Source organism: Bradyrhizobium sp. A11, from assembly GCF_042077125.1.
Classification (GTDB): Bacteria; Pseudomonadota; Alphaproteobacteria; order Rhizobiales; family Xanthobacteraceae; genus Bradyrhizobium; species Bradyrhizobium japonicum_B.
This window is the reverse complement of the sequence record NZ_CP149509.1, coordinates 1,639,691-1,661,119: the sequence shown is the minus strand read 5'-3', so window position 1 is coordinate 1,661,119 and position 21,429 is coordinate 1,639,691. Positions and strand designations below refer to the sequence as shown.

Genomic DNA, 21,429 nt, shown 5'->3' with positions numbered 1-21,429 from the left:
TGAAATTGGCTTGGGACGGACGAAGCCGATCTAAGTGACAGGGATCACAGAGACTGAACCGGAGCGCACTTAAGCTTACCTAAGCTTGAAGACGGGGCTTTGCCCCATGCAGGTGGCTCCGACGGTTAGGACTCGCGCTGCGCCGATATTGTGCAAACCCATCGCGCACCGGAACGACCTTCCGGCGCTGACAAATTGGAAATCGCCGTGAACGCATACAGTAAAACGCCGCTTCTCGACACCATCCGGACGCCGGAAGACCTGCGCAAGCTCAAGGTCGAGCAGGTTCGCCAGGTCGCCGACGAGCTGCGGCAGGAGACCATCGATGCCGTCTCGGTGACCGGCGGTCACTTCGGCGCGGGCCTCGGCGTGGTCGAGCTCACCACCGCGATCCATTACGTCTTCGACACGCCGCGCGACCGGCTGATCTGGGACGTCGGCCACCAGGCCTATCCGCACAAGATCCTCACCGGCCGGCGCGACCGCATCCGCACCCTGCGCACCGGCGGCGGCCTGTCCGGCTTCACCAAGCGCAGCGAGAGCGATTACGATCCGTTCGGCGCCGCGCATTCCTCGACCTCGATCTCCGCCGGCCTCGGCATGGCGGTGGCGCGCGACCTCTCCGGCGGCAAGAACAACGTCATAGCCGTGATCGGTGACGGCGCGATGTCGGCCGGCATGGCCTACGAGGCCATGAACAATGCGGGTGCGATGAACTCGCGCCTGATCGTCATTCTCAACGACAACGACATGTCGATTGCGCCGCCGGTTGGCGCCATGAGCGCCTATCTGTCGCGCCTCTACTCCGGCAAGACCTATCGCACGCTGCGCGATGCGGCCAAGCAGATCAACAAGCGCCTGCCCAAGATCATCGCCAACCGCGCCAACCGCGTCGAGGAATATTCCCGCGGCTTCATGATGGACGGCGGCACCCTGTTCGAGGAGCTCGGCTTCTACTATGTCGGCCCGATCGACGGCCACAATTTAGACCACCTGCTGCCCGTGCTGAAGAACGTCCGCGACATGGAGACCGGCCCGATCCTGGTCCACGTCGTGACGCAGAAGGGCAAGGGCTACGGCCCCGCGGAAGCGTCCGCCGACAAGTACCACGCCGTCGTCAAGTTCGACGTCGCCACCGGCACCCAGGCGAAAGCCAAGCCGAACGCGCCGGCCTATCAGAACGTGTTCGGCCAGAGCCTGGTCAAGGAAGCCCAGAAGGACGACAAGATCGTCGCCATCACCGCGGCGATGCCGTCGGGCACCGGCGTCGACATCTTCAACAAGGCCTTCCCCGACCGCACCTTCGACGTCGGTATCGCCGAGCAGCACGCGGTGACGTTTGCCGCGGGTCTCGCCACCGAAGGCTACAAGCCGTTCTGCGCGATCTACTCGACCTTCCTGCAGCGCGGCTACGACCAGATCGTGCACGACGTCGCGATCCAGAGCCTGCCCGTCCGCTTCGCCATCGACCGCGCCGGTCTCGTCGGCGCCGATGGCGCGACGCATGCCGGCTCGTTCGACAACGCCTATCTCGGCTGCCTGCCCAACATGGTGATCATGGCGGCGGCCGATGAGGCCGAGCTCGTCCACATGGTGGCGACCCAGGTCGCGATCAACGACCGTCCGAGCTCGCTGCGCTATCCGCGCGGCGAAGGCCGCGGCATCGAGATGCCCGAGGTCGGCATTCCGCTCGAGATCGGCAAGGGTCGCATGATCCGCCAGGGCAGCAAGATCGCCCTGCTCTCCTTCGGCACGCGCCTCGCCGAATGCGAGAAGGCCGCCGACGAGCTCGCCGCTCACGGCCTGTCCACCACGATCGCGGACGCGCGCTTCATGAAGCCGCTGGATACCGAGCTGGTGCTCAAGCTCGCCCGCGACCATGAGATCCTGATCACGATCGAGGAAGGCTCGGTCGGCGGCTTCGGCTCGCATGTCGCGCAATTCCTGACCGACCAGGGCGTGCTCGACAGCGGCATGGTCAAGTTCCGCTCGATGGTGCTGCCCGACGTGTTCCAGGATCACGACACGCCCGCCGCGATGTACGCCCGCGCCGGCCTCGACGCCAAGGGCATCGTCGCCAAGGTGTTCGAGGCACTCGGCAAGGACGTCAAGGCCGAGACGGTCAAGCTGGCCTGATCGTCGCGGCAGACGCTGAACCCCACCTCTCCCGTAGGGAGAGGTCGGATTGCGATAGCAATCCGGGTGAGGGGTTCGGGTCCCACGTGAGAGCTTAACCCCTCACCCGGCGCTACGCGCCGACCTCTCCCCATGGGAGAGGTGTTGCACCGCGCTCGCCGTTTGGCAGGGTTACTTCCATGAGAATCTATCTGGCAGGTCCCGACGTGTTCCTGCCGGATGCCATCGAGATCGGCCGTCGCAAGGTCGATGTCTGCGCCGCACACGGCCTGACCGGCCTCTATCCCCTCGACAACGCGATCGACATCACGGCGAGCGACGCCGCGCGGCAGATCTTCTGCGGCAACGAGGCGATGATGGACGCGGCCGATGCCATCATCGCCAACCTCACCCCGTTCCGCGGCGCCGGCGCCGATCCCGGCACCGTCTACGAGCTCGGCTACATGGCCGGCCGCGGCAAGTTCTGCCTCGCTTATTCCAATGACGGCGCCAGCTATGCCGACCGCCTCAGCCGCTTCATGGACGTCACGTCCGAGGACGGGCGGTTGATCGACGCGCAGGGCCTGACCGTCGAGGATTTCGGCCTCGTCGACAATCTCATGATGATCCATGCGCTGGAGCTGCATGGCTGCCCGCTGGTGACGCCGGCCGCGGCGCCCATCGACGTCTGGCACGATCTGGCCGCGTTCGAGGCTTGCGTCCGGATGGCGGCCGCGCGATTGATCGCTACATAAGCCTTTCAGTCGCCTCCGGAGATTCGATGTCCCCTGCCCGCAAGCGCGCGGATGTGTTGCTGGTCGAGCGCGGCCTGTTCGAGAGCCGGGCGCGGGCGCGCGCGGCGATCGAGGCCGGCCTCGTCAGGGCCGATGACAAGCAGGTCGCCAAGCCGTCGGAGACGATCGCCGAGGATGCGGTGATCCAGGCCGAGCCCGCGCACCCCTACGTCTCCCGCGGCGGCGTCAAGCTCGCCGGCGCACTGGAACGTTATCCCATCGAGATCGAGGACCATGTCTGCCTCGACGTCGGCGCCTCCACCGGCGGCTTCACCGAGGTGCTGCTGGCGAACGGCGCCAGCCTGGTGTTCGCGATCGATGTCGGCACCAGCCAGCTGCATCCCTCGCTGCGCGATCATCCCAAGATCGTGTCGATGGAGGAGACCGACATCCGCAGCTACGAGGGCAAGCGCCTGCCGGCGCGGCCCGATGTCGTCGTCATCGATGTCAGCTTCATCTCGCTCAAGACGGTGCTGCCGGTGGCGCTGTCCCTCGCCGCCGCGCCGATGAGCCTGCTGGCGCTGATCAAGCCGCAATTCGAGGCTGACAGGAAGCACAACAAGAAGGGCATCGTCCGCGACGCCGCCGTGCACCAGGCGATCTGCGACGACATCGCGGCCTTCGCGGCCTCGCTCGGCTGCACCGACATCGAGGTATTTCCCTCCTCGATCGCGGGCGGCGACGGCAATGCCGAATTCTTCCTGGGCGCGCGCCGTGGTTGAGCGTCTGACCATCGATCATGTCGGCCATCGCGGCGACGGCGTCTGCCTCACCACGGGCGATGCCATCTACGTGCCCTATACGCTCGGCGGCGAGACCGTCGAGGTCGATCACGTCGTCGGCCACCATCCCGATCGCCGCAAGCTGCTCGCGGTCGATGTCGCAAGCCCCGAGCGCATCGAACCGTTCTGCCCGCATTTCGGCGTCTGCGGCGGCTGCGCGATCCAGCATTGGGCGGCAGAGCCCTATCAGGCCTGGAAGCGCGGCATCGTGGTGGAGACGCTGGCGCAGGCCGGCATCGATTGCGAGGTGGCGCCGCTGGTCGACGCCCATGGCGCCGGCCGCCGGCGCATCACGTTGCACGGCCGTTTCGGCACGCATGATGTTCTCAAGGTCGGTTTCTCGGCGACGAGCTCGCACGATGTCATCCCGATCGATCGCTGCCCGATCCTCGACCCCGCGCTCGACGGCGCGCTCGATGCCGCCTGGGCGCTCGCCGAACCGCTGACGTCGAAGATGCCGGTGACCAAGCCGCTCGACATCCAGGTCACCGCCACCGCCAACGGCCTCGATGTCGACGTGCGCGGCTCCGGGCCGCTGCCGACGCCGCTGGTCACGGCGCTGTCGCGCGTCGCCGAGCAGCACCGCCTGGCGCGCCTGACGCGGCACGGCGAGCTGGTGCTGCAACGCCTGCCGCCGACGGTGAAGATGGGCCGCGCCGAGGTGACGCTGCCGCCGGGCTCGTTCCTGCAGGCGACGGTGGCGGGCGAAGAGACGCTCGCCGCGCTCGTCACTGAGCGCATCGGCAAGGCCAAGGACGTTCTCGACCTCTTCTGCGGCGTCGGCCCGTTCGCGCTACGGCTCGCCGAAAAGGCGCGCATCACCGCGTACGACAACGATGCCGGCGCGGTCGCCGCGCTGGCGAAAGCCGCGCGCACACCAGGTCTGAAACCGATCAAGTGCGAGCCGCGCGACCTGTTCCGCCGCCCGCTGGTGCCGGCGGAGCTGCGCGACTTCGACGCCGTGGTGTTCGACCCGCCGCGCCAGGGCGCGCAGGCGCAGGCCCTGAAGCTCGCCGCAAGCAAGGTGCCGATCGTGGTCGCCGTTTCCTGCAACGTCGCAACCTTTGCCCGCGACGCCCGGCTGCTGATCGACGGCGGTTATCGGCTGGAGGCAGTGGTGCCGGTGGACCAGTTCCGCCACACGCCGCATGTGGAGCTGGTGGCGCGTTTCACGCGCTGACCTCGGCGCCCGATCTTGATTCCGGTCAATCGTTGCGGCGCGTTCGGCGCTAGAAAGTGTTGCGCCACGAGGCGCGCGACATGGGATGCGGAGCGGACGTTCTTGCTTGACCGACGACAGTTCATCGCAACCGGGCTGGGACTGTCCGCGGCTGCGCTCGGCGGTTTCCCTGCCACTGGAGCGGCGATGACCTATGACGGGGCAGTGACGACGTCACGGACTGCGCTAAAGGCCGCGCCGCGGGACCGAGAGCTCGTGCGCTTTGCCACCCTCGCGGCCAACAGTCACAACACCCAGCCGTGGGTCTTCTCCGCCGGCGGCGACGAAATCACGATCGCACCGGATTTTTCGCGCCGCTGCGCGGCCGTGGATCCGGACGACCATCACCTCTTCGTCAGTCTCGGCTGCGCCGCCGAAAACCTCATCCTCGCGGCGTCCGCGCTGGGCTGGCGCGCCAATCCTGTCATCGACGGCGAGCGGATCGTGATCGCGCTCGGGCAGGCCCCGCCGGACGCATCGACGTTGGCGTCCGCGATTCCGGTCAGGCAATGCACCCGCGCGGCGTTCGATGGCAGGCCCGCCGCGCCCGAGGCCTTGCGCCGGCTCGAGAGCGCCTGTCGCGAACCCGGTGTCACGGCCCTCCTGATGACTGAACGCGCCGCGATCGCCGGGGTCACCGAATACGTGCTCGAAGGCAACTCGTCGCAAATGCGCGACAAGGCCTTCATGCGCGAGCTCGTGAGCTGGATTCGCTTCAACGAGGCGGAAGCGCTCGCGACCATGGACGGGTTGTTCGCACCCGCCTCGGGAAACCCCGCCCTGCCATCGTGGCTGGCGCGGCCGCTTCTGAGGCTGTTCTTCACCGAGAGCGGGGAGAACAAGAAATACCGCGACCAGCTCGCCAGCTCGGCGGGCGTCGTGGTGCTCGCGGCCGAGCGCAGCGACAAACCGCACTGGATCGCGGTCGGCCGCGCCTGCCAGCGCTTCGGTTTGCAGGCGACCGCGCTGGGGCTCAAATATTCCTTCGTCAACCAGCCGGTCGAGGTGGCGGCGCTGAGGCAGCAATTTGCAGCCTCACTCGGGCTCGGCGAACGGCGCTGCGATATCGTGATGCGTTTCGGAACCGGCCCGGACCTGCCGAAATCGCTGCGGCGTCCGCCGGAACAGATGATGCGGCCCTAAAGCGCGATGCGATGAGCATGAATCGCCATCGCGCTTTAGCTTGTTGTTTAAGCATGATCTTTTCGGAAAACCGCTGCGCACTTTTCCGGATCATGCCCTAACGGCGCAAACCGCTCAGCGCCGGCGACTCGCCCGGAAGCATGTTCGATCTGATATCGCTGTCCATGCGGCCCGAATCCTGCTGGATGAAACCGGCGCCGAACGACAGGCTGAGATTGGAGGTCGGCTTGAATTCGACGCCAGCAAATGCGCCGGTGCCGGGTGCTGCGGCAGATGTCAGCGGCGCAACCGAGCTGCCGATGCCATTGCCATATTTCAGCGTGTCGAAACCGGCAAAGAACGTCACGGGCATGCCGCCCATGGTCTTGGTGTTGTAGCCGAACTGCGTGCTGTCATATGAGAGCGCGCTGAAATTGCCGGCAAGACCGGTCTGACCGAGGCCGGTCTGACTGAGGCCGCTCCAATTCAGATTGCCGCGCTGACTGCCGACGAAAAAGCCAGTCGTCGCGCTGCTGCACCAATCCGGATCGCCGGAATTGAAGCTGGTGGAACTGCCATAAATATCGGAACTCTGGCCGGCGCCACCACCGAGGCCGAAAGGCCCGCCGGGAATCCAATATCTCAGCGGCGCGACTTGGGCGTGAACCGGCGATGCGGTCAGGTAAAGCACAGCGAGCAGGGCTGCAATCACGGATGAAGGGGCAAATCTGGACATTGAAGCTACCGGCAAGGCTTTTGCAGATCATACTCTCCTGACATCACCAATGCCAGCGCAGCGGCCACGCCGACGTGACGGCCGGGCCTCCCCATGACCGAACCTGATGCCGCACCTTCCCCTGCTCGCGCGCGGCAGGACGCCGCCCATCTGCCGCAGACGATTCCAGATCTTGTGGAGCTGTCCGATGAAGTCTGACGGTTGATCGCTGCGAGGCTGCTCGCACAGGGCTGCGCGATCTTGCGCCAGCTCGACGGGGCCATTGAAGGCGCTGACGCAGCCCGATGGACCGGCGTCGTGAAGCTATGCGGTCTTGTCCACGGAGGACGATGAATCGGCCGGCGGATATTTCGTCACCGGCACCATGAAGGACTTCGTGCCGACCTGGTAGATGACCTCGCCGTTCTGTCCGTCATCGGTTGCGATCTGCGTCTGCCCGAACATGATGACGTTCTTGTAGACGTAGCCGGTGCCCTTACGGGTGACGCCGTCGGTGGTGACGCTGACCTCGGCCTCCTTGCCATTGACGGACAGCACCTTGAAGCTCGCGCTCTTGCCGTTGGCGCTGGAATAGCCGCCCCAGCTTCCCATGAGGCGGCTGTCGGAGGCCGGGGGGGCCTGCTTCTCGAGATTGGCGGTCTGCTTGCCAACTCCCCCGAACGAGAACAGCATCACCATGTTCTTGCCGTCCTTGGTGCCAACCGTGACGCCGCCGAAGGTGATGAGCGTGCCCTGAACCTCGCCGAAGCCGCGCTCGGTGCGTCCGTTGTGGGTGTACTCGACCTGCGCCCGGGCGCCGCGGATGTTGACGACCTTGAAGCCGACGGGCTGGTTGTTGCCCACCCAATTGCCCTTCCAATCACCGAGCAGAGCGCTCTGGCGATACAGCCGCTCGTTGGCGGGTGAAATCTGGCTGGTGCTCGATGTGACGATAGCCATTGGATTGCTCGGAGACGGGCCTCACAAACCCGCTTTCGTTCGCTGCGGCAATGTCAGGATGCCGACTGGAAACGAACGGAAACCATGTGATTAGGGCCACGCTCCGGTTAACGAGGCGTTAAGCTCGCGCATCGGCCAAGCGGGAAAGCTCTCAGCCGGGGACTTCAGCGGCCCCAGCGGTCCGACCAGATCTTCTCGCCGATCAGGCAATTGACGCGCGGCTCCCTGTCGGCGACCCGCATCACGGGACGCTCCGGCGTGCGGCCGGCGACCTCCATCAGCAGCTTGGTGCGGATCGCCTCCTTGAACTTGTCGCGGTCCTTGATCGTGATGACGAAGGAGCCGGGGCCGCCGATGACGCAGTCCTCGTAGTAGAAATCGAGATTGTCGATATCCATGGTCGAATAGGACGGCTCCTTGATCATGATCGGCAGGCCGTTGATGACGATGCCCTTCTCGAGCGCGGCATCGCGTGCCACCGTGACAGGACCGCCGTTGTTGTTGGGACCGTCGCCGGAAATGTCGATGACGCGGCGCAGACCCCGATAGGGGTCTTCGTCGAACAGCGGCATGGCAAAGTTGATCGCGCCCGAGATCGAGGTGCGCGAAGCACGCCGGATCGGCGTCTTCATGATCTCGGCGGCGACCGCATCCGCCGTCTCGGGACCGTCGACCAGCCGCCAGGGGATGATGATCTTCTGGTCGCTGGAGGCGGCCCACTCGAAATAGGTCACGGCGATCCGGCCGTTCGGGCCGAGCTTCAGCGCCTGGAGGAACTCCTTCGACTGGATCGCCTGCGCATAGCCTTCGCGCTGGATCGCGAGCTCGTCCATGTCCATCGAGTAAGACACGTCGACCGCGAGGACCAGCTCGACGTCGACCGTCTGCGCGTCTCTGTCGGCCGCGGGCCGCTGCAGCTGTTTCTTGGACGGTTCGAATTTTGGTCCTGGTGCCGCGACGCCCGCGACGTCCCCTCCGGCAAACATGCCGGCCACCAGCACAGCCCCGATCGAGAACAGCAACCGCATCGCAGTCTCCCGTCGTATGACGTGATGGTGACATGCAATCGCCTTGCCGCAAAGCGCGAAGATCGCTTGCGCTTCACTTTCGAGTTAGGAATCTGCGGCTCGGACGGATGCGCGCTTTGCGCAATGCCGCCCCCGTGTTGCCGCGCTTGCGCCGCTGGAACACGTTCGTGCGCTTCGCACCATCAGGCTCATGATGCGCGAAGCGGGAGCGACGCGCACGGGGACACAGTTCCCCGCCCACTTGTCCGAAGCGATTTCCGTGCTAGGTTGGCCACGCAGATGGGGATGGAGTCCCCCGACAACCGCCCGGCGGTCGATCACCGTGTGGGCTGATGACTCCTGCTTGAGGAGGGGCAATTTTTGAGCCTCTGCCTTCGGCGGGAGCATGGACAGACCCGCCGGCGGCGGGTTTTTTGTTGTCTGGTGCAAGGCCAGGAGAAGGCGAAGACGTGACGACGACGACACCGAATGCTGCACGTAGCGGGCTGCCGAGAGGAATCTGGGTGCTCGGCTTCGTCTCGATGCTGATGGACATCTCCTCCGAGATGATCCACGCGCTGCTGCCGGTCTATCTCGTCACCGTGCTCGGCGCTTCGACGCTGACCGTCGGCTTCATCGAGGGCATTGCTGAGGCGACGGCCTCGATCACGAAGATCTTTTCCGGCGCGCTGTCGGACTGGCTCGGCCGCCGCAAGCTGCTCGCCGCACTCGGCTATGGCCTCGCCGCCCTGACCAAGCCCCTGTTCCCGCTCGCGCCCAGCGTTGGATGGCTGGTGGCCGCGCGCTTCGTCGATCGCATCGGCAAGGGCATTCGCGGCGCGCCGCGCGATGCGCTGATCGCCGATATCGCCCCCGCCGGCCTGCGCGGCGCGAGCTTCGGCCTGCGGCAATCGCTCGACACCATCGGCGCCTTCGTCGGGCCGCTTGCCGCGATCGGCCTGATGTGGTGGACCGCCGACAATTTCACCGCCGTGTTCTGGGTGGCGGTGCTGCCGGCCTTCCTGTCCTTCGGCTTGATCGCGTTCGCCGTGAGCGAGCCGGCCCCGGATCCGAGCCGGGAGACCGCAGAAAATCCGCTCAATCTCGCCGCCATGCGGCGGCTCGGAGCGGTCTATTGGCGTGTCGTCGCCGTCGGAATCGTCTTCACGCTCGCGCGCTTCAGCGAGGCCTTCCTGATCCTGCGCGCGCAAAATATCGGGCTCAATGCGATGTGGGTGCCGGCGGTGCTGGTGCTGATGAACATCGTCTATGCCCTGTCGGCCTATCCGGCCGGCGTGCTCTCGGACCGGATCAACCGAACCGGCCTGCTCGCGCTCGGGCTCGTCTTCCTGGCCGGCGCCGATCTCGCGCTCGCGCTGCTGCCGACCCTTTCGGGCCTCGCACTCGGCGTCGCGCTGTGGGGGTTGCATATGGGACTGACGCAGGGGCTGCTCTCGGCCCTGGTCGCCGACGCCGCGCCGCCCCACCTGCGCGGCACCGCGTTCGGCTATTTCAACCTGTTCACCGGCCTTGCCCTGCTGGCCGCGAGCGTGATCGCGGGCGCGCTGTGGGACGCCTATGGCCCGGCCGGAACATTCCTTGCGGGGCTCGGCTTCGCGCTGCTTGCGCTTCTGGGACTGCTTGCCATCGGCAACAGGCTGGCGGCGCGGGACGACTAATGCAGGTCACAAACCAGGGAACGAGACCTTGAACATCCAATACATTCTCGCGGTCGCCGCCGGCGGAGCGCTCGGTGCGGTCGTGCGCTATCTGGTGTCCATCGGTGCGGGCCGCGCGTTCGGCACCGACTTTCCCTGGGGTACCCTCATCATCAACGTGACGGGATCGTTCCTGATCGGCATTTTCACCGCGCTGTTCGCGACGAAATGGAACCTGCCGCAGGCCGCCCGGATATTTTTGACGGTGGGCATCTGTGGTGGATACACGACGTTCTCGACGTTCTCTCTCGATGCCTGGTATCTGATCGAGCGTGGCCAGACCGTCGCTTCGGCCGCCTATATGATCGCATCGGTGGTGCTGTCGGTGGGCGCGCTGATCGCGGCGTTGCATGTTGTTCGCGCGCTTCCCTGAAGCGAGGTCCGCACGATCCGTGCATCCCTGCCCATCGGCGGCGGCATGAGCAACCGCTCCGGCCATCTTGGAGGAGCCCGGGTGTCTGCCATATGATGAGACGGCTGGAGCTCATCAGGGCCGGGGTTTCTGGAAACGATGAACGACGCCGTTACCAAGCCGAAAACCAGGACGAGGACCAAGGTCGAGCGGCCGAAGCTGCACAAGGTCATCCTGATCAACGACGACTACACGCCGCGCGAGTTCGTCACCATGGTGCTGAAGGCCGAATTCCGCATGACGGAGGATCAGGCCTACAAGGTGATGATCACCGCGCACAAGCTCGGCGCCTGCGTGGTCGCCGTGTTCACCAAGGACGTCGCCGAGACCAAGGCCACGCGCGCCACCGACGCCGGCCGCGCCAAGGGCTATCCATTGCTGTTCACGACCGAGCCGGAGGAATAGCGGCTCGATCGGCCAGCGCCGGCGTCTCGTCCGCCAGCCCGTAGACGCGCTGCGCCTTGGAAAATCCAGCGATCGGAAACTCGCCGAGCTCGCGCCAGTCGTGGCGGCAATTATTGGCAAAGCCTTCCGAGGCCACGATGGTGCGGCCGAGCCGGCTCGCGATCTTCTCCAGCCGCGCGGCGAGATTGACGGCGGGGCCGATGCAGGTGAAGTCGAGGCGGTTGCCGCCGCCGATATTGCCATAGAGGATGTTGCCGACGTGGAGCGCGAGGCCGAAGCGGAAACGTTCGACGACCTCGCCGACCGGAATGGCGAGCGCCTCCACACTGGCGCGGGACTCGCGCGCCGCCTCCAGCACCTGCGTGCAGACATGCGCGGCATCGCCGACATATTCGTCGATCGGAAACACAGCGAGCAGGCCGTCGCCCATGAACTTCAAGACCTCGCCGCCATGGGCGAGGATGGCGCTGACCTGGCAATCGAAATAGCCGTTGAGGATCTCGACCACGGTCTCGGCCGGCAGCCGGTCCGACAGCGCGGTGAAGCCGCGCAGATCCGAGAGCCAGATGGCCGCCTGCATGGTGTCGGTGTGACCGCGGCGTATCTGGCCGCCGAGGATGCGCGCGCCGGCGCGGTTGCCGACATAGGTATCGAGCAGCATCTCGGCGGTGCGGCGCTGGCTGATGATCTCGCTGACGCGCGCCAGCGGCGCGATGATGGCCCGGATCGCCGCGATGTGGTCGTCGCTGAAGCCGCCGGGATGCCGCGTCACCCAGCTCGTCGCGTGAACCGAGCCGTCGAGAAACGGCATCGGCACCGCAATATAGTCGGTCGCCCCCTCGGCGAGCATGTCGTCGAGAAACGGAAAGCGCTCATCGTCGGGATCGGTCGCGCGCCCTCTGACCTCCAGCGCCTGCTCGAACACGATGCGGAGCGGGCTGCGGGCGAATACGGGCGAGTCCAGGACATCGAAGGCGACGCTGCCGATTTCGACCTCCTGCCCTTGCCGCCAGATGAAGTTGCGGCCGAAGACTTCGGGATGCAGCGTGCGGATGAAGATGCCGAACCGCCACACCGGCAGGCCGGCCGCGACCAGACTTTCACAGAATTCGGTGATCATCTCGACCGGCTCAACCGACCCGGGGCCGTCGATCAGCCAGTTGCGGACGCGCTGGAGCTCGGAACTGTCCATAACCCATTTGCGGATGAAGTGGCGGACCCGTCAAGCTGCGCGGTGGGCTAGCACGGCAACATCAACGTCCCACCTGCCCGCGATCGCGCAGGAAATGATCGGCCAGCACGCAGGCCATCATGGCCTCGCCGACGGGGACCGCGCGGATGCCGACGCAGGGATCGTGGCGGCCTTTCGTGAAGATTTCGGTGTCTGCGCCCTTGCGATCGACGGTCCGGCGCGGCTGCAGGATCGACGAGGTCGGCTTCACCGCGAAACGCACCACCACCGGCTGCCCCGTGGAGATTCCGCCCAGCACGCCGCCGGCATGATTGGACAGGAAGCGCGTGCCGTCATTGCCGGTGCGCATCTCGTCGGCATTCTCCTCGCCGGTCAATTCCGCCGCACCAAAGCCAGCGCCGATCTCGACACCTTTCACCGCGTTGATGGTCATCATCGCACCCGCCAGATCGGAATCGAGTTTGGCATAGATCGGCGCGCCGAGACCTGCCGGCACGCCTTCGGCGACGATTTCGATCACCGCGCCGATCGAGGAGCCGCTCTTGCGGATGCCGTCGAGATAGGTCTCGAAGAACGCGGCCTTGTCCTTGTCCGGGCAGAAGAACGGATTGTTGGCGACCTCGTCCCAATCCCACTTCGCGCGGTCGATCTTGTGCGGGCCGATCTGCACCAGAGCGCCGCGCACCCTGACGTCGGGCAGCACTTTTCGCGCGATGGCGCCGGCGGCAACCCGCGTCGCGGTCTCGCGCGCGGAGGAGCGGCCGCCGCCGCGATAGTCGCGCAGCCCGTATTTGGCCTCATAGGTGAAGTCGGCGTGGCCGGGGCGAAACTTGTCCTTGATCTCGGAATAGTCCTTCGAGCGCTGGTCGGTGTTCTCGATCAGGAGCCCGATCGGCGTGCCCGTCGTCACCTGCACGCCGGTCTCCGGATGCGCCATCACGCCGGACAGGATCTTCACCTGGTCCGGCTCCTGGCGCTGGGTGGTGAAGCGCGATTGGCCGGGACGGCGGCGGTCGAGGTCGCCCTGGATGTCGGCCTCGGTGAGCGGGATCATGGGCGGGCAGCCGTCGACCACGCAGCCGATGGCCACCCCATGGCTCTCGCCGAAGGTGGTGACGCGGAACATGTGGCCGAAGGTGTTGAAGGACATCGCTGCTCGGTGGTTCGTAAGTCAGTTCTGCCTTTTGGTGGTAACGCGAGGGGACACCGGGGTCAAACACACTCGTCATTCCGGGGCGCCCGAAGGGCGAACCCGGAATGACGAAAACGAGCCTAGCTGAACTTCTCCAGCCGTCCCTCACGGAACACGTAGACCGCGCCCTGCTCGATATAGAGCTCTGCGGCGCTGGCCGGCGTCTCCAGCCCCAAGCACACCATCAGGGCCCGGCAGGTCCCGCCATGGGCGACCGCGACGGTGTCACCCCGCAGCTGATCGTACCAGGCGCGCACGCGGACCTGGACATCGGCATAGGTCTCGCCGCCGGCGGGGCCCACGCTCCATTTGTCGGCGAGACGCCTGGCGTAAATCTCGGGATCGGCCGCTTCGCTCTCGGCCAGTGTCAGCCCTTCCCAGCTGCCATAGCCGATCTCGCGCAGCCGATCGTCGAGCGCATAGTCGGCGACCGGCAGTTCGAGCTTGCCGCGCGCGAGCTCCATGGTCTGGCGCGCACGGCCGAGCGGGCTCGACACGTAAGGCAGCGCCGCCTTGTTGCGCCCCTCGCGCTTGAACAGGTCGGCGAGAATGCCGCCGGCCTGGACGGCCTGACTGCACCCCCGCGCGTTGAGCGGAATGTCCTTGGTGCCCTGAAGCCTGCCGAGCGCATTCCACTCGGTCTCGCCGTGGCGAAGATAGTAGATCGTGGGCACGGCCATTCCAGCCTGAAGATCAGTCCTTGCCGCCGAACGAAATGTCCGGCGCATCGGGCCTCTTCATGCCCAGCACGTGATAGCCGGAATCGACGTGATGCACCTCGCCGGTGACGCCGCGCGAGAGCTCGGAGAGCAGATACAACGCGCTGCCGCCGACATCCTCGGTCGACACGTTGCGCCGCATCGGCGCGTTGGTCTCGTTCCACTTCAGGATATAGCGGAAGTCGCCGATGCCGGAGGCTGCGAGCGTCTTGATCGGGCCTGCCGAGATGGCGTTGACGCGGATGTTCTTCTCGCCGAGATCGGCGGCGAGATAGCGCACGCTGGCCTCCAGCGCCGCCTTCGCCACGCCCATCACGTTGTAATGCGGCATCCACTTCTCGGCGCCGTAATAGCTGAGCGTGATCAGCGAGCCGCCATCCGTCATCAGCTTCTCGGCGCGCTGCGCCACGGCCGTGAACGAGTAGCAGGAGATCAGCATCGACTTGGAGAAATTTTCCGCGGTGGTGTCGACATAGCGGCCTTCGAGCTGCTCGCCATAGGCGATCGCGTGCACCAGGAAGTCGATCTTGCCCCACTTCTCCTTGAGCACCGCGAACGCCGCGTCGATGGTGGCGGCATCGGTGACGTCGCAATGGCCGAGCACGAGACCGCCGATCTCGGCGGCCAGCGGCTCGACGCGCTTCTTGAGCGCATCGCCCTGATAGGTGAAGGCGAGCTCGGCGCCAGCGGCATGGCATGCCTTGGCGATGCCCCAGGCGATCGACCGGTTGTTGGCGAGGCCGAGGATCACCCCGCGCTTGCCCTGCATCAGACCTGAATTCTGCGCCATATTGGAACGTCCCGTCGAACTCTTGCTGAGGTCTGGAGGTACACCAGCCCTCCCCTGCGGTACAGCCCTAATACGCCGCGTTAACGCTGTTTCGGGCACCGGAATAGCCGTTCCATTCGGGTGTTATGATCATCGAGGCGCTCGCGCCCGAGACCAGGACGTCAAGACCGCAATGAGTGCGTTTCGCCAGAGTGTGGAAGCCATGATCCCGGCGTTGCGCCGCTACGCCCGCGCGCTCACGCGCGACGCGGACGCGGCCGACGATCTGGTGCAGGACACGCTGGTGCGGGCCCTGCGCTCGGAGCGATTGTTTCTCGGCGGCGACGTCAGAAGCTGGCTCTACACGATCCTGACCAACCTCAACAAGAACCGGCGCCGCTCGCTGGCAAGGCGGCCGCAGTTCATGCAGTTGACGGAGAACAACCCCGACGCCAGCGGCACCGAAGCCGAAGGGCGCGACATCGAGAGGGCACTGGCGACGCTCGTCGAGGAGCAGCGTTCGGTTCTGCTCCTGGTCATGCTGGAAGGCATGAGCTACCGCGAGGTCGCCGACATCCAGGGCGTGCCGATCGGCACCGTGATGTCGCGCCTCGCCCGTGCCCGCGCCCACGTCAAGGCCTCGCTGGAAGGCGAGCGCCCGACGCTCCGGCGGGTGAAATGATGGCGGGGTTGATGCATCGCGGATCGTCCGCCCGAAGCGTGCCGGCGCCGCGAGCGAAGTTGAACCTTGGACGACATTGTGGGCCACAGAGCCAGAGACGATCGAGATGAACGAGCGCAAGATCCCAGTGACCGAGGACGAATTGCACGCCTATGTCGACGGCGAGCTGCCGGCCGAGCGCCGCGCCGACGTCGAGGCCTGGCTGGCCGCCCATCCCGAAGAGGCCGAGCGGGTACAGTCGTGGCGCGCCATGGCGGAGATGCTGCACGCCCGCTACGATTCCATCGCCCACGAGCCGGTGCCGGCACGGCTGGAGCTCGAGCGGCTGGAGCGCCGCCCGCGGCAATGGCTCTATGGCGCCGCCGCGGCCGTGCTGGTTGCCTTCGTCGCCGGCGGCACGGCCGGCTGGGTCGCGCATGGCGCCGCCAGCGCCCCCTCGACCTTCCAGAGCTTCACCGCGGACGCGCTCGACGCTCACCGCCTCTATGTCGTCGAGGTCCGCCACCCCGTCGAGGTCGGCGGCAACGAGCGCGACCACCTCCAGGCCTGGCTCACCCGGCGCTGCGGCTGGACCGTGTTCGCGCCGAACCTGGAGGCGAGCGGGCTGAAGCTGGTCGGCGGCCGGCTCTTGCCGGGGCCGAACGGCCCGGCGTCGTTTCTGATGTATGAGGGCGCCTCGGGCGAGCGCTACACGATCTACACCGCCAAGACCGAGAATGGTGCGACGCAAATGCGTTACGCCAGGACCGACAAGGACGGCGCGCTGTTCTGGGCCGAACGCGGCGTCGGCTACGTCGTCAGCGGCGGCGGCGATCGCGACCGGCTGACCAAGGTGGCGCAGGCGGTCTATGACCAGGCTGAGAAAAACGGCACGTAAACCACCGCTTGAGCACAGTGCCCAGATTCCGTCATTGAAAATTTGGAATCAAGACATCGGCGCGTCTCATTATCGCACCGAGTGTTCACGCGATTATGAGTGGCGTTCGATCCGCCGATCGACGCGGGCGGCCTCGATTGGGGTTTTTGGTACCGCGCTGGTCCCCCTCTCGAGGCCGCACCTTTTTATCGGCTGCCCCGCCGGACAGCCGATGCGTCGAGTTCATGAAGCGCTACCACGCCTCGCATATGATGAGCATCATCTCCGGGACGATGCCCTAGATCTTTAGGAGAACCCCTTCAGTTCGATAATTTAACCGAGCCCGCTACGTGGATTGTAGGGGTGTTGGTCCCGCCACTTCTCCATCAATGCTTCAAGCTCGGCGTCGTTCCCGTCCGGTAGCATAATCCTGACGGTGACGAAGAGATCCCCGGTTCCGCCAGATTTCGGCAGGCCCTTGCCCTTGAGGCGGAAGGTCCGGCCACTGGAGGTGTTTTTCGGGACCGAAAGCTCCACGGCATTGCCGAGCGTAGGCACGCGGACCTTGCCGCCGAGCACCGCCTCGTAGAGCGTGACTGGCAGGTCAATCCGGAGGTCGGCGCCCTCGACCTTGAAGAACGGGTGCGGCGCGATATTGATCGTGATCAGGAGATCGCCGGGCGGATGACCCTGCGCGCTCTCGCCCTGCCCGCGCAGCCGGATCTGCTGGCCTTCGGTCACGCCGGCCGGAATCTTGACGTTGAGCTCCTTGCCCGTCGGCAGCCGGACGCGCTTTTCGCCGCCCTTGACCGATTCTTCCAGCGTGACGGACATGGCAACGTTGACGTCGAGATCGAGCCCGATGCCGCCGGTGTCGAAGTCGAACTGAGCTCCGCCGCCGGCCCCCGGCCGTGCGCCGCGCATGCCGCCGCCGAACATGCTGTTGAGGATATCCTCGAACGCGCCGCCGCCCGCGCCGGGACCGCCGCCGGAGCGGAATGTATAGCTTTCGAAGCCGCCGGGACCGGCGCGGCCGCGCGGCCCGCCACCGCCCGGAAACCCCTGGAAGCGCGGCTTGCCCTCGGCGTCGATCTCGCCGCGGTCGAACTGCTTGCGCTTGTCCTCGTCGCCGATAATCTCGTTCGCCGAGTTGATCTCGGAGAAGCGCTCGGCGGCTTTCGGGTCGCCCTTGTTGCTGTCGGGATGGTGCTTCTTGGCAAGCTTGCGATAGGCGCTCTTGATCGCGGCAGCGCTGGCGCTCCGCGGCACCCCCAAGACCTCATAGGGGTCGCGCATCCGTCACGTCTCCTTCAAGAATTCGAATTGTTTAAAGGGCTCCCCGCCCCACCTGCGATCCATGTGGGGAGAGAGTGGCATTTTTGCAACTAGGGGCGTGCGCCGATTCCTAGCTCCGCCACGGCTTTAGCGTATGAATCTCCCAACGGCCACGGCTGCTTTGGCAGCCGGCGCCCTGGAGCCAGCTTTCGGTCGTCCCGTTGACGTAGCTCGCCAGGAAATCGCGGCATTTGCGGCCGTCCTCGGCGGCATAGGATTGCGCGATCGGCGTCACCGAGCCGCGCGCCCCGGTCTCCGGATTCTCCCAATGCTGGCTGGAATCCTTGTCGCCCTTGCTGAGGACGTCGGTGGCGGCGTTGCGGGCGAAGGCCATATCGGTCTCGGTCGGCGGGGCGTCCTTCGCCGGTCGCGCGATCGAGCCGGTGAGGTCGCTGTCGTCGGCCTTGGCGTAGGCACTCTGGTCGGTGCGGGAAAAGCTGCAGCCCCCGGCTCCGAGCCCGACGAGAACGATCGTCATGACGAAGCCCGAAGTCCGGATCGCCGATAGGCCAACGCGTCCCCATGCCCTATATAGGGCGGTAGCGGACGACAACGCGTTTTGGGCCGCGGGACGCAACTCGGACTCCAGACATGACCGACACGACCTCGATGAAACACCAGACACCCTTAACATCCGGTGATTTCACCGCCGCCGACGAGCCGTTCGCGCTGTTCGAGAGCTGGCTGAACGAGGCGATCAAGAGCGAGCCGAACGATCCGAACGCCATGGCGCTCGCGACCGTCGATCCCGACGGCCTGCCCGACGTGCGCATGGTGCTGATGAAGGGCTTCGATACCGAGGGTTTCGTGTTCTACAGCCACATCGCCAGCCAGAAGGGCCGCGAACTCGCCGCAAACCCTAAGGCAGCGTTACTTTTTCACTGGAAGTCGCTGCGCCGTCAGGTCCGCATCCGCGGCAACGTGACGCCGGTGACCGACGCCGAAGCCGACGCCTATTTCGCCACCCGGCCCAAGCAGGCGCAGATCGGCGCCTGGGCGAGCAAGCAGTCCGAGGCGCTGGAGAGCCGCTTCGCCTTCGAGCAGGCCATCGCGAAAGTCGCGGCCAGATACGTCATCGGCGAGGTGCCGCGGCCGCCGGGCTGGAGCGGCTGGCGCATCACGCCCTCTCGGATCGAGTTCTGGCACGACCGCCCGTTCCGCTTGCACGACCGCATCGAATTTCGTCGTGACGCGGCCGGCCAGAAGTGGTCCAAGACGCGGATGTATCCTTGAGCCTTATCTTGATCCTTGTCTCGAGCTTTGGGCCGACCTGAAAGATGTCCATGCCGCATTCGTCCAATGCGCCGCGCCGCACGCTGCTTCTGACTGGAGCCAGCCGCGGCATCGGCCACGCCACCGTGATCCGCTTCTCCTCGGCGGGCTGGCGCGTCATCACCTGCTCGCGGCACCCCTTCCCCGAGGACTGCCCGTGGGACGCCGGCCCTGAGGACCATATCCAGGTCGACCTCGCCGATCCCAAGGACACGACCCGCGCGATCTCCGACATCCGCAACCGTCTCGAAGGCGGCATGCTGCATGCGCTGGTCAACAACGCCGCGATCTCGCCGAAGGGACCGGGCGGATCGAGGCTCGGCTCGGTCGACACCGACCTCGAGACCTGGACGCATGTCTTTCATGTCAACTTCTTCGCGCCGATCATGATCGCGCGCGGGCTGATCGAGGAATTGAAGGCGGCCAGGGGCTCGGTCGTGAACGTCACCTCGATCGCAGGCTCGCGCGTGCATCCGTTCGCGGGCGCCGCCTACGCCACCTCGAAGGCCGCGCTCGCCTCGCTGACGCGCGAGATGGCCTCCGACTTCGGCCGTATCGGCGTGCGCGTCAACGCCATCGCGCCGGGCGAGATCGACACCTCGATCCTGTCGCCGGGCACCGACAAGATCGTCGAGCAGCAGATCCCGATGCACCGTCTCGGCACGCCCGACGAGGTCGCCAAGATCATCTACGTGCTGTGCACCGACACCAGCTCTTACGTCAACGGCGCCGAGATCCACATCAACGGCGGCCAGCACGTGTGATCCGTTCGTCGCGGCGACCCCAGCCGTTCACGTGTCCCGGACGCGCTGCGGCACGCAGTGCCGCCGCGCAGAGCCGGACCCCAGGGCGGCGGCGGCAGGAGGGCGGAATGTGGAGCACGCTCTCTCCACGTCATTGCGAGGAGCCCTTTGCGACGAAGCAATCCAGAATCTTTCCCCGGAGGGATTCTGGATTGCTTCGCTGCGCCCGCAATGACGGAGTATGACGCAGCGGCATCGCTCCTCTCGCACCATCTCGCTTGCAGACATGCTTTTTCGACCTCGCGGCGCAATTCGCCCGAGCTTTGCTGGCGTCGCCACCCTCAAAGCCAAGAGGGTGCAGGGAAGGCCGGGTGCTGACAACGCACCCGCGGTCTGCTGCGCAAAATGCACACGCAGAAGAACCGCACAGCAGCATACAGGTGGTGCCGATCACTCGGCCTTCCCTGCGCGATGGTCGGACGGCTTATGCCGTGCTCTCCCGGGAGCCGAACTTTCCTTCTGGCCTCCCTCGCCGTTCGAATTGACGATGCCGTCCGCCCGGTTGGGCTCGCGCGCATCTTCGATCCGGCTTGACCGTAGCAACGACGGCCAGGTCCACACGGTTTTGCCGTACGCGCTCAGCGCCGCTCGTCCGCACGCGGTTACGGACTCACAGGGACTACCCGCCCTGCCCGCACCTCTCATGCCGACGCTGCCGCGTCCACCGCAAGCCCGGCTCGCGATCAAGACGACGACGAGATCGCCCCTCCTGGTGAGCCGGGATGGGCGACACATACGTCAAAACCGAATTTCGGTAAAGTGGAATATTTTTGCGTGGATGGATTGACAGAGCGCGACACAGGGCTCGGTTTTGGCACGATGGGGTTCAGCCGGCCTCTAGCGCACCTGCCCATCAGGCATCACGGCTGATTGTCCCGAAAAAGATTGCGAAGATAAGGAAGCCAGGCGATCCAGACAACGCCGCCGCAAGACCTGGATCGCCCTCGCCTTCCGTTCCTCAATCGATTCGAATCCGACGTGACCTGTCGCGCGGCCGCGGCGCGGCCGAGCTGAATGCGGTCGAGCAATCGTCGTCGTTCTCACCGTCGAGCAGCGGAGCACCACAGTGCCGGCACATGCGCACCGACATCGACGACGCCTTGCCGCTCGTCATCGCCTGACGATAGTTCGCCAGATCGATGACGTTGCGGGGCGACGTTATGTGTTTTTCAACCATGGTTGTTCCTCGCGGCTACGCACTACTTATCGCAGACAAGTTTCGCGCAAACGTTCAGCCCACCGCTCAAATTTTACCGGAGGAATTGCGGCACGATGCACCCATCACCGCGATGCCGCAATCCCGATCTATTCTGCGACACGATTCATCGTCTCTGTGCGACCGGCGTAAGGTCTCGGTAGC

General features: G+C 65.7%; 22 protein-coding genes and 1 riboswitch. Of the genes, 12 read left to right on the top strand and 10 right to left on the bottom strand.

Annotated features, from left to right (window positions below):
- The first annotated feature begins 207 nt into the window (after positions 1 to 207).
- The 5 genes from dxs (at position 208) to WI560_RS07705 (ending at position 6,053) form a co-directional block, all read left to right on the top strand.
- A complete protein-coding gene (gene dxs / locus WI560_RS07725) occupies positions 208 to 2,136 on the top strand; it encodes a 1-deoxy-D-xylulose-5-phosphate synthase (protein WP_126256656.1) in 1,929 nt (642 codons plus the stop codon).
- Positions 2,137 to 2,315: 179 nt separating this feature from the next.
- Positions 2,316 to 2,870, top strand: a complete 555-nt coding sequence (locus WI560_RS07720; protein ID WP_375307508.1) for a nucleoside 2-deoxyribosyltransferase — start codon at positions 2,316 to 2,318, stop codon at positions 2,868 to 2,870.
- A gap of 26 nt (positions 2,871 to 2,896) precedes the next feature.
- Positions 2,897 to 3,631, top strand: a complete 735-nt coding sequence (locus WI560_RS07715) for a TlyA family RNA methyltransferase (RefSeq protein WP_257177137.1) — start codon at positions 2,897 to 2,899, stop codon at positions 3,629 to 3,631.
- The gene (locus WI560_RS07710) at positions 3,624 to 4,871 is read left to right on the top strand and encodes a class I SAM-dependent RNA methyltransferase (protein ID WP_375308792.1); all 1,248 of its coding nucleotides are present in this window, start codon (positions 3,624 to 3,626) and stop codon (positions 4,869 to 4,871) included. Before WI560_RS07715 ends, WI560_RS07710 begins: the two co-directional genes overlap by 8 nt.
- A 15-nt stretch (positions 4,872 to 4,886) precedes the next feature.
- Positions 4,887 to 6,053 carry an Acg family FMN-binding oxidoreductase gene (locus tag WI560_RS07705; RefSeq protein WP_375307507.1) on the top strand — a complete coding sequence of 389 codons (1,167 nt, stop codon included), beginning with the start codon at positions 4,887 to 4,889 and terminating at the stop codon, positions 6,051 to 6,053.
- Between the two features lie 97 nt (positions 6,054 to 6,150).
- Here the strand turns inward: WI560_RS07705 and WI560_RS07700 are convergent, their stop codons facing one another.
- From WI560_RS07700 to WI560_RS07690, 3 genes are all read right to left on the bottom strand, one after another.
- Complete coding sequence (locus WI560_RS07700; protein ID WP_375307506.1) at positions 6,151 to 6,768, bottom strand: hypothetical protein; 618 nt, start codon at positions 6,766 to 6,768, stop codon at positions 6,151 to 6,153.
- Between the two features lie 303 nt (positions 6,769 to 7,071).
- The gene (locus WI560_RS07695; protein ID WP_375307505.1) at positions 7,072 to 7,707 is read right to left on the bottom strand and encodes a hypothetical protein; all 636 of its coding nucleotides are present in this window, start codon (positions 7,705 to 7,707) and stop codon (positions 7,072 to 7,074) included.
- A 164-nt stretch (positions 7,708 to 7,871) separates the two neighbouring features.
- Positions 7,872 to 8,735, bottom strand: a complete 864-nt coding sequence (locus tag WI560_RS07690) for a DUF1194 domain-containing protein (RefSeq protein WP_257177131.1) — start codon at positions 8,733 to 8,735, stop codon at positions 7,872 to 7,874.
- Positions 8,736 to 9,007: 272 nt separating this feature from the next.
- Positions 9,008 to 9,084: riboswitch (Fluoride riboswitch) on the top strand.
- A gap of 100 nt (positions 9,085 to 9,184) precedes the next feature.
- On the opposite strand from WI560_RS07690, the gene WI560_RS07685 reads away from it, so the two are divergent.
- The 3 genes from WI560_RS07685 (at position 9,185) to clpS (ending at position 11,249) form a co-directional block, all read left to right on the top strand.
- Positions 9,185 to 10,393, top strand: a complete 1,209-nt coding sequence (locus WI560_RS07685) for an MFS transporter (RefSeq protein WP_375307504.1) — start codon at positions 9,185 to 9,187, stop codon at positions 10,391 to 10,393.
- Positions 10,394 to 10,421: 28 nt separating this feature from the next.
- Positions 10,422 to 10,805, top strand: a complete 384-nt coding sequence (crcB, locus tag WI560_RS07680) for a fluoride efflux transporter CrcB (RefSeq protein ID WP_375307503.1) — start codon at positions 10,422 to 10,424, stop codon at positions 10,803 to 10,805.
- A gap of 138 nt (positions 10,806 to 10,943) precedes the next feature.
- Positions 10,944 to 11,249: an ATP-dependent Clp protease adapter ClpS gene (gene clpS / locus WI560_RS07675; RefSeq protein ID WP_257193355.1), complete on the top strand. Its 306-nt coding sequence runs from the start codon at positions 10,944 to 10,946 to the stop codon at positions 11,247 to 11,249.
- On the opposite strand, the gene WI560_RS07670 is transcribed toward clpS, so the two are convergent.
- From WI560_RS07670 to fabI, 4 genes are all read right to left on the bottom strand, one after another.
- Positions 11,227 to 12,441 (bottom strand): adenylate/guanylate cyclase domain-containing protein, encoded by a 1,215-nt coding sequence (locus WI560_RS07670; RefSeq protein ID WP_375307502.1) that lies wholly within the window; start codon positions 12,439 to 12,441, stop codon positions 11,227 to 11,229. The two genes, clpS and WI560_RS07670, sit on opposite strands and share 23 nt — an antisense overlap.
- A 61-nt stretch (positions 12,442 to 12,502) precedes the next feature.
- On the bottom strand, positions 12,503 to 13,591 hold the full coding sequence (aroC, locus tag WI560_RS07665) for a chorismate synthase (RefSeq protein WP_028135017.1): 1,089 nt from the start codon (positions 13,589 to 13,591) through the stop codon (positions 12,503 to 12,505).
- Positions 13,592 to 13,713: 122 nt separating this feature from the next.
- Complete coding sequence (locus tag WI560_RS07660; RefSeq protein ID WP_375307501.1) at positions 13,714 to 14,313, bottom strand: histidine phosphatase family protein; 600 nt, start codon at positions 14,311 to 14,313, stop codon at positions 13,714 to 13,716.
- A 13-nt stretch (positions 14,314 to 14,326) separates the two neighbouring features.
- On the bottom strand, positions 14,327 to 15,142 hold the full coding sequence (gene fabI / locus WI560_RS07655; protein ID WP_028135015.1) for an enoyl-ACP reductase FabI: 816 nt from the start codon (positions 15,140 to 15,142) through the stop codon (positions 14,327 to 14,329).
- Between the two features lie 172 nt (positions 15,143 to 15,314).
- Between fabI and WI560_RS07650 the strand changes: the two genes are divergently transcribed.
- Together WI560_RS07650 and WI560_RS07645 are read left to right on the top strand one after the other, a co-directional pair.
- Positions 15,315 to 15,803 (top strand): RNA polymerase sigma factor, encoded by a 489-nt coding sequence (locus WI560_RS07650; protein ID WP_028144186.1) that lies wholly within the window; start codon positions 15,315 to 15,317, stop codon positions 15,801 to 15,803.
- Positions 15,804 to 15,909: 106 nt separating this feature from the next.
- Positions 15,910 to 16,680, top strand: a complete 771-nt coding sequence (locus WI560_RS07645; protein ID WP_257177124.1) for an anti-sigma factor — start codon at positions 15,910 to 15,912, stop codon at positions 16,678 to 16,680.
- A gap of 312 nt (positions 16,681 to 16,992) precedes the next feature.
- Here WI560_RS07645 and WI560_RS07640 read toward each other — a convergent pair whose 3' ends face one another.
- Positions 16,993 to 17,955 carry a DnaJ C-terminal domain-containing protein gene (locus WI560_RS07640; RefSeq protein WP_375307500.1) on the bottom strand — a complete coding sequence of 321 codons (963 nt, stop codon included), beginning with the start codon at positions 17,953 to 17,955 and terminating at the stop codon, positions 16,993 to 16,995.
- A gap of 109 nt (positions 17,956 to 18,064) precedes the next feature.
- Complete coding sequence (locus WI560_RS07635) at positions 18,065 to 18,472, bottom strand: RT0821/Lpp0805 family surface protein (protein WP_375307499.1); 408 nt, start codon at positions 18,470 to 18,472, stop codon at positions 18,065 to 18,067.
- A gap of 113 nt (positions 18,473 to 18,585) precedes the next feature.
- Here WI560_RS07635 and pdxH point away from each other — a divergent pair, with 113 nt between their 5' ends.
- Together pdxH and WI560_RS07625 are read left to right on the top strand one after the other, a co-directional pair.
- The gene (gene pdxH / locus WI560_RS07630) at positions 18,586 to 19,227 is read left to right on the top strand and encodes a pyridoxamine 5'-phosphate oxidase (RefSeq protein ID WP_257193345.1); all 642 of its coding nucleotides are present in this window, start codon (positions 18,586 to 18,588) and stop codon (positions 19,225 to 19,227) included.
- Positions 19,228 to 19,277: 50 nt separating this feature from the next.
- Positions 19,278 to 20,030, top strand: a complete 753-nt coding sequence (locus tag WI560_RS07625) for an SDR family NAD(P)-dependent oxidoreductase (RefSeq protein ID WP_375307498.1) — start codon at positions 19,278 to 19,280, stop codon at positions 20,028 to 20,030.
- A gap of 997 nt (positions 20,031 to 21,027) precedes the next feature.
- Here the strand turns inward: WI560_RS07625 and WI560_RS07620 are convergent.
- Entirely contained in the window at positions 21,028 to 21,246 is a 219-nt protein-coding gene (locus WI560_RS07620; RefSeq protein ID WP_257193342.1) for a hypothetical protein, read from the bottom strand.
- Between the last annotated feature and the right edge of the window lie 183 nt (positions 21,247 to 21,429).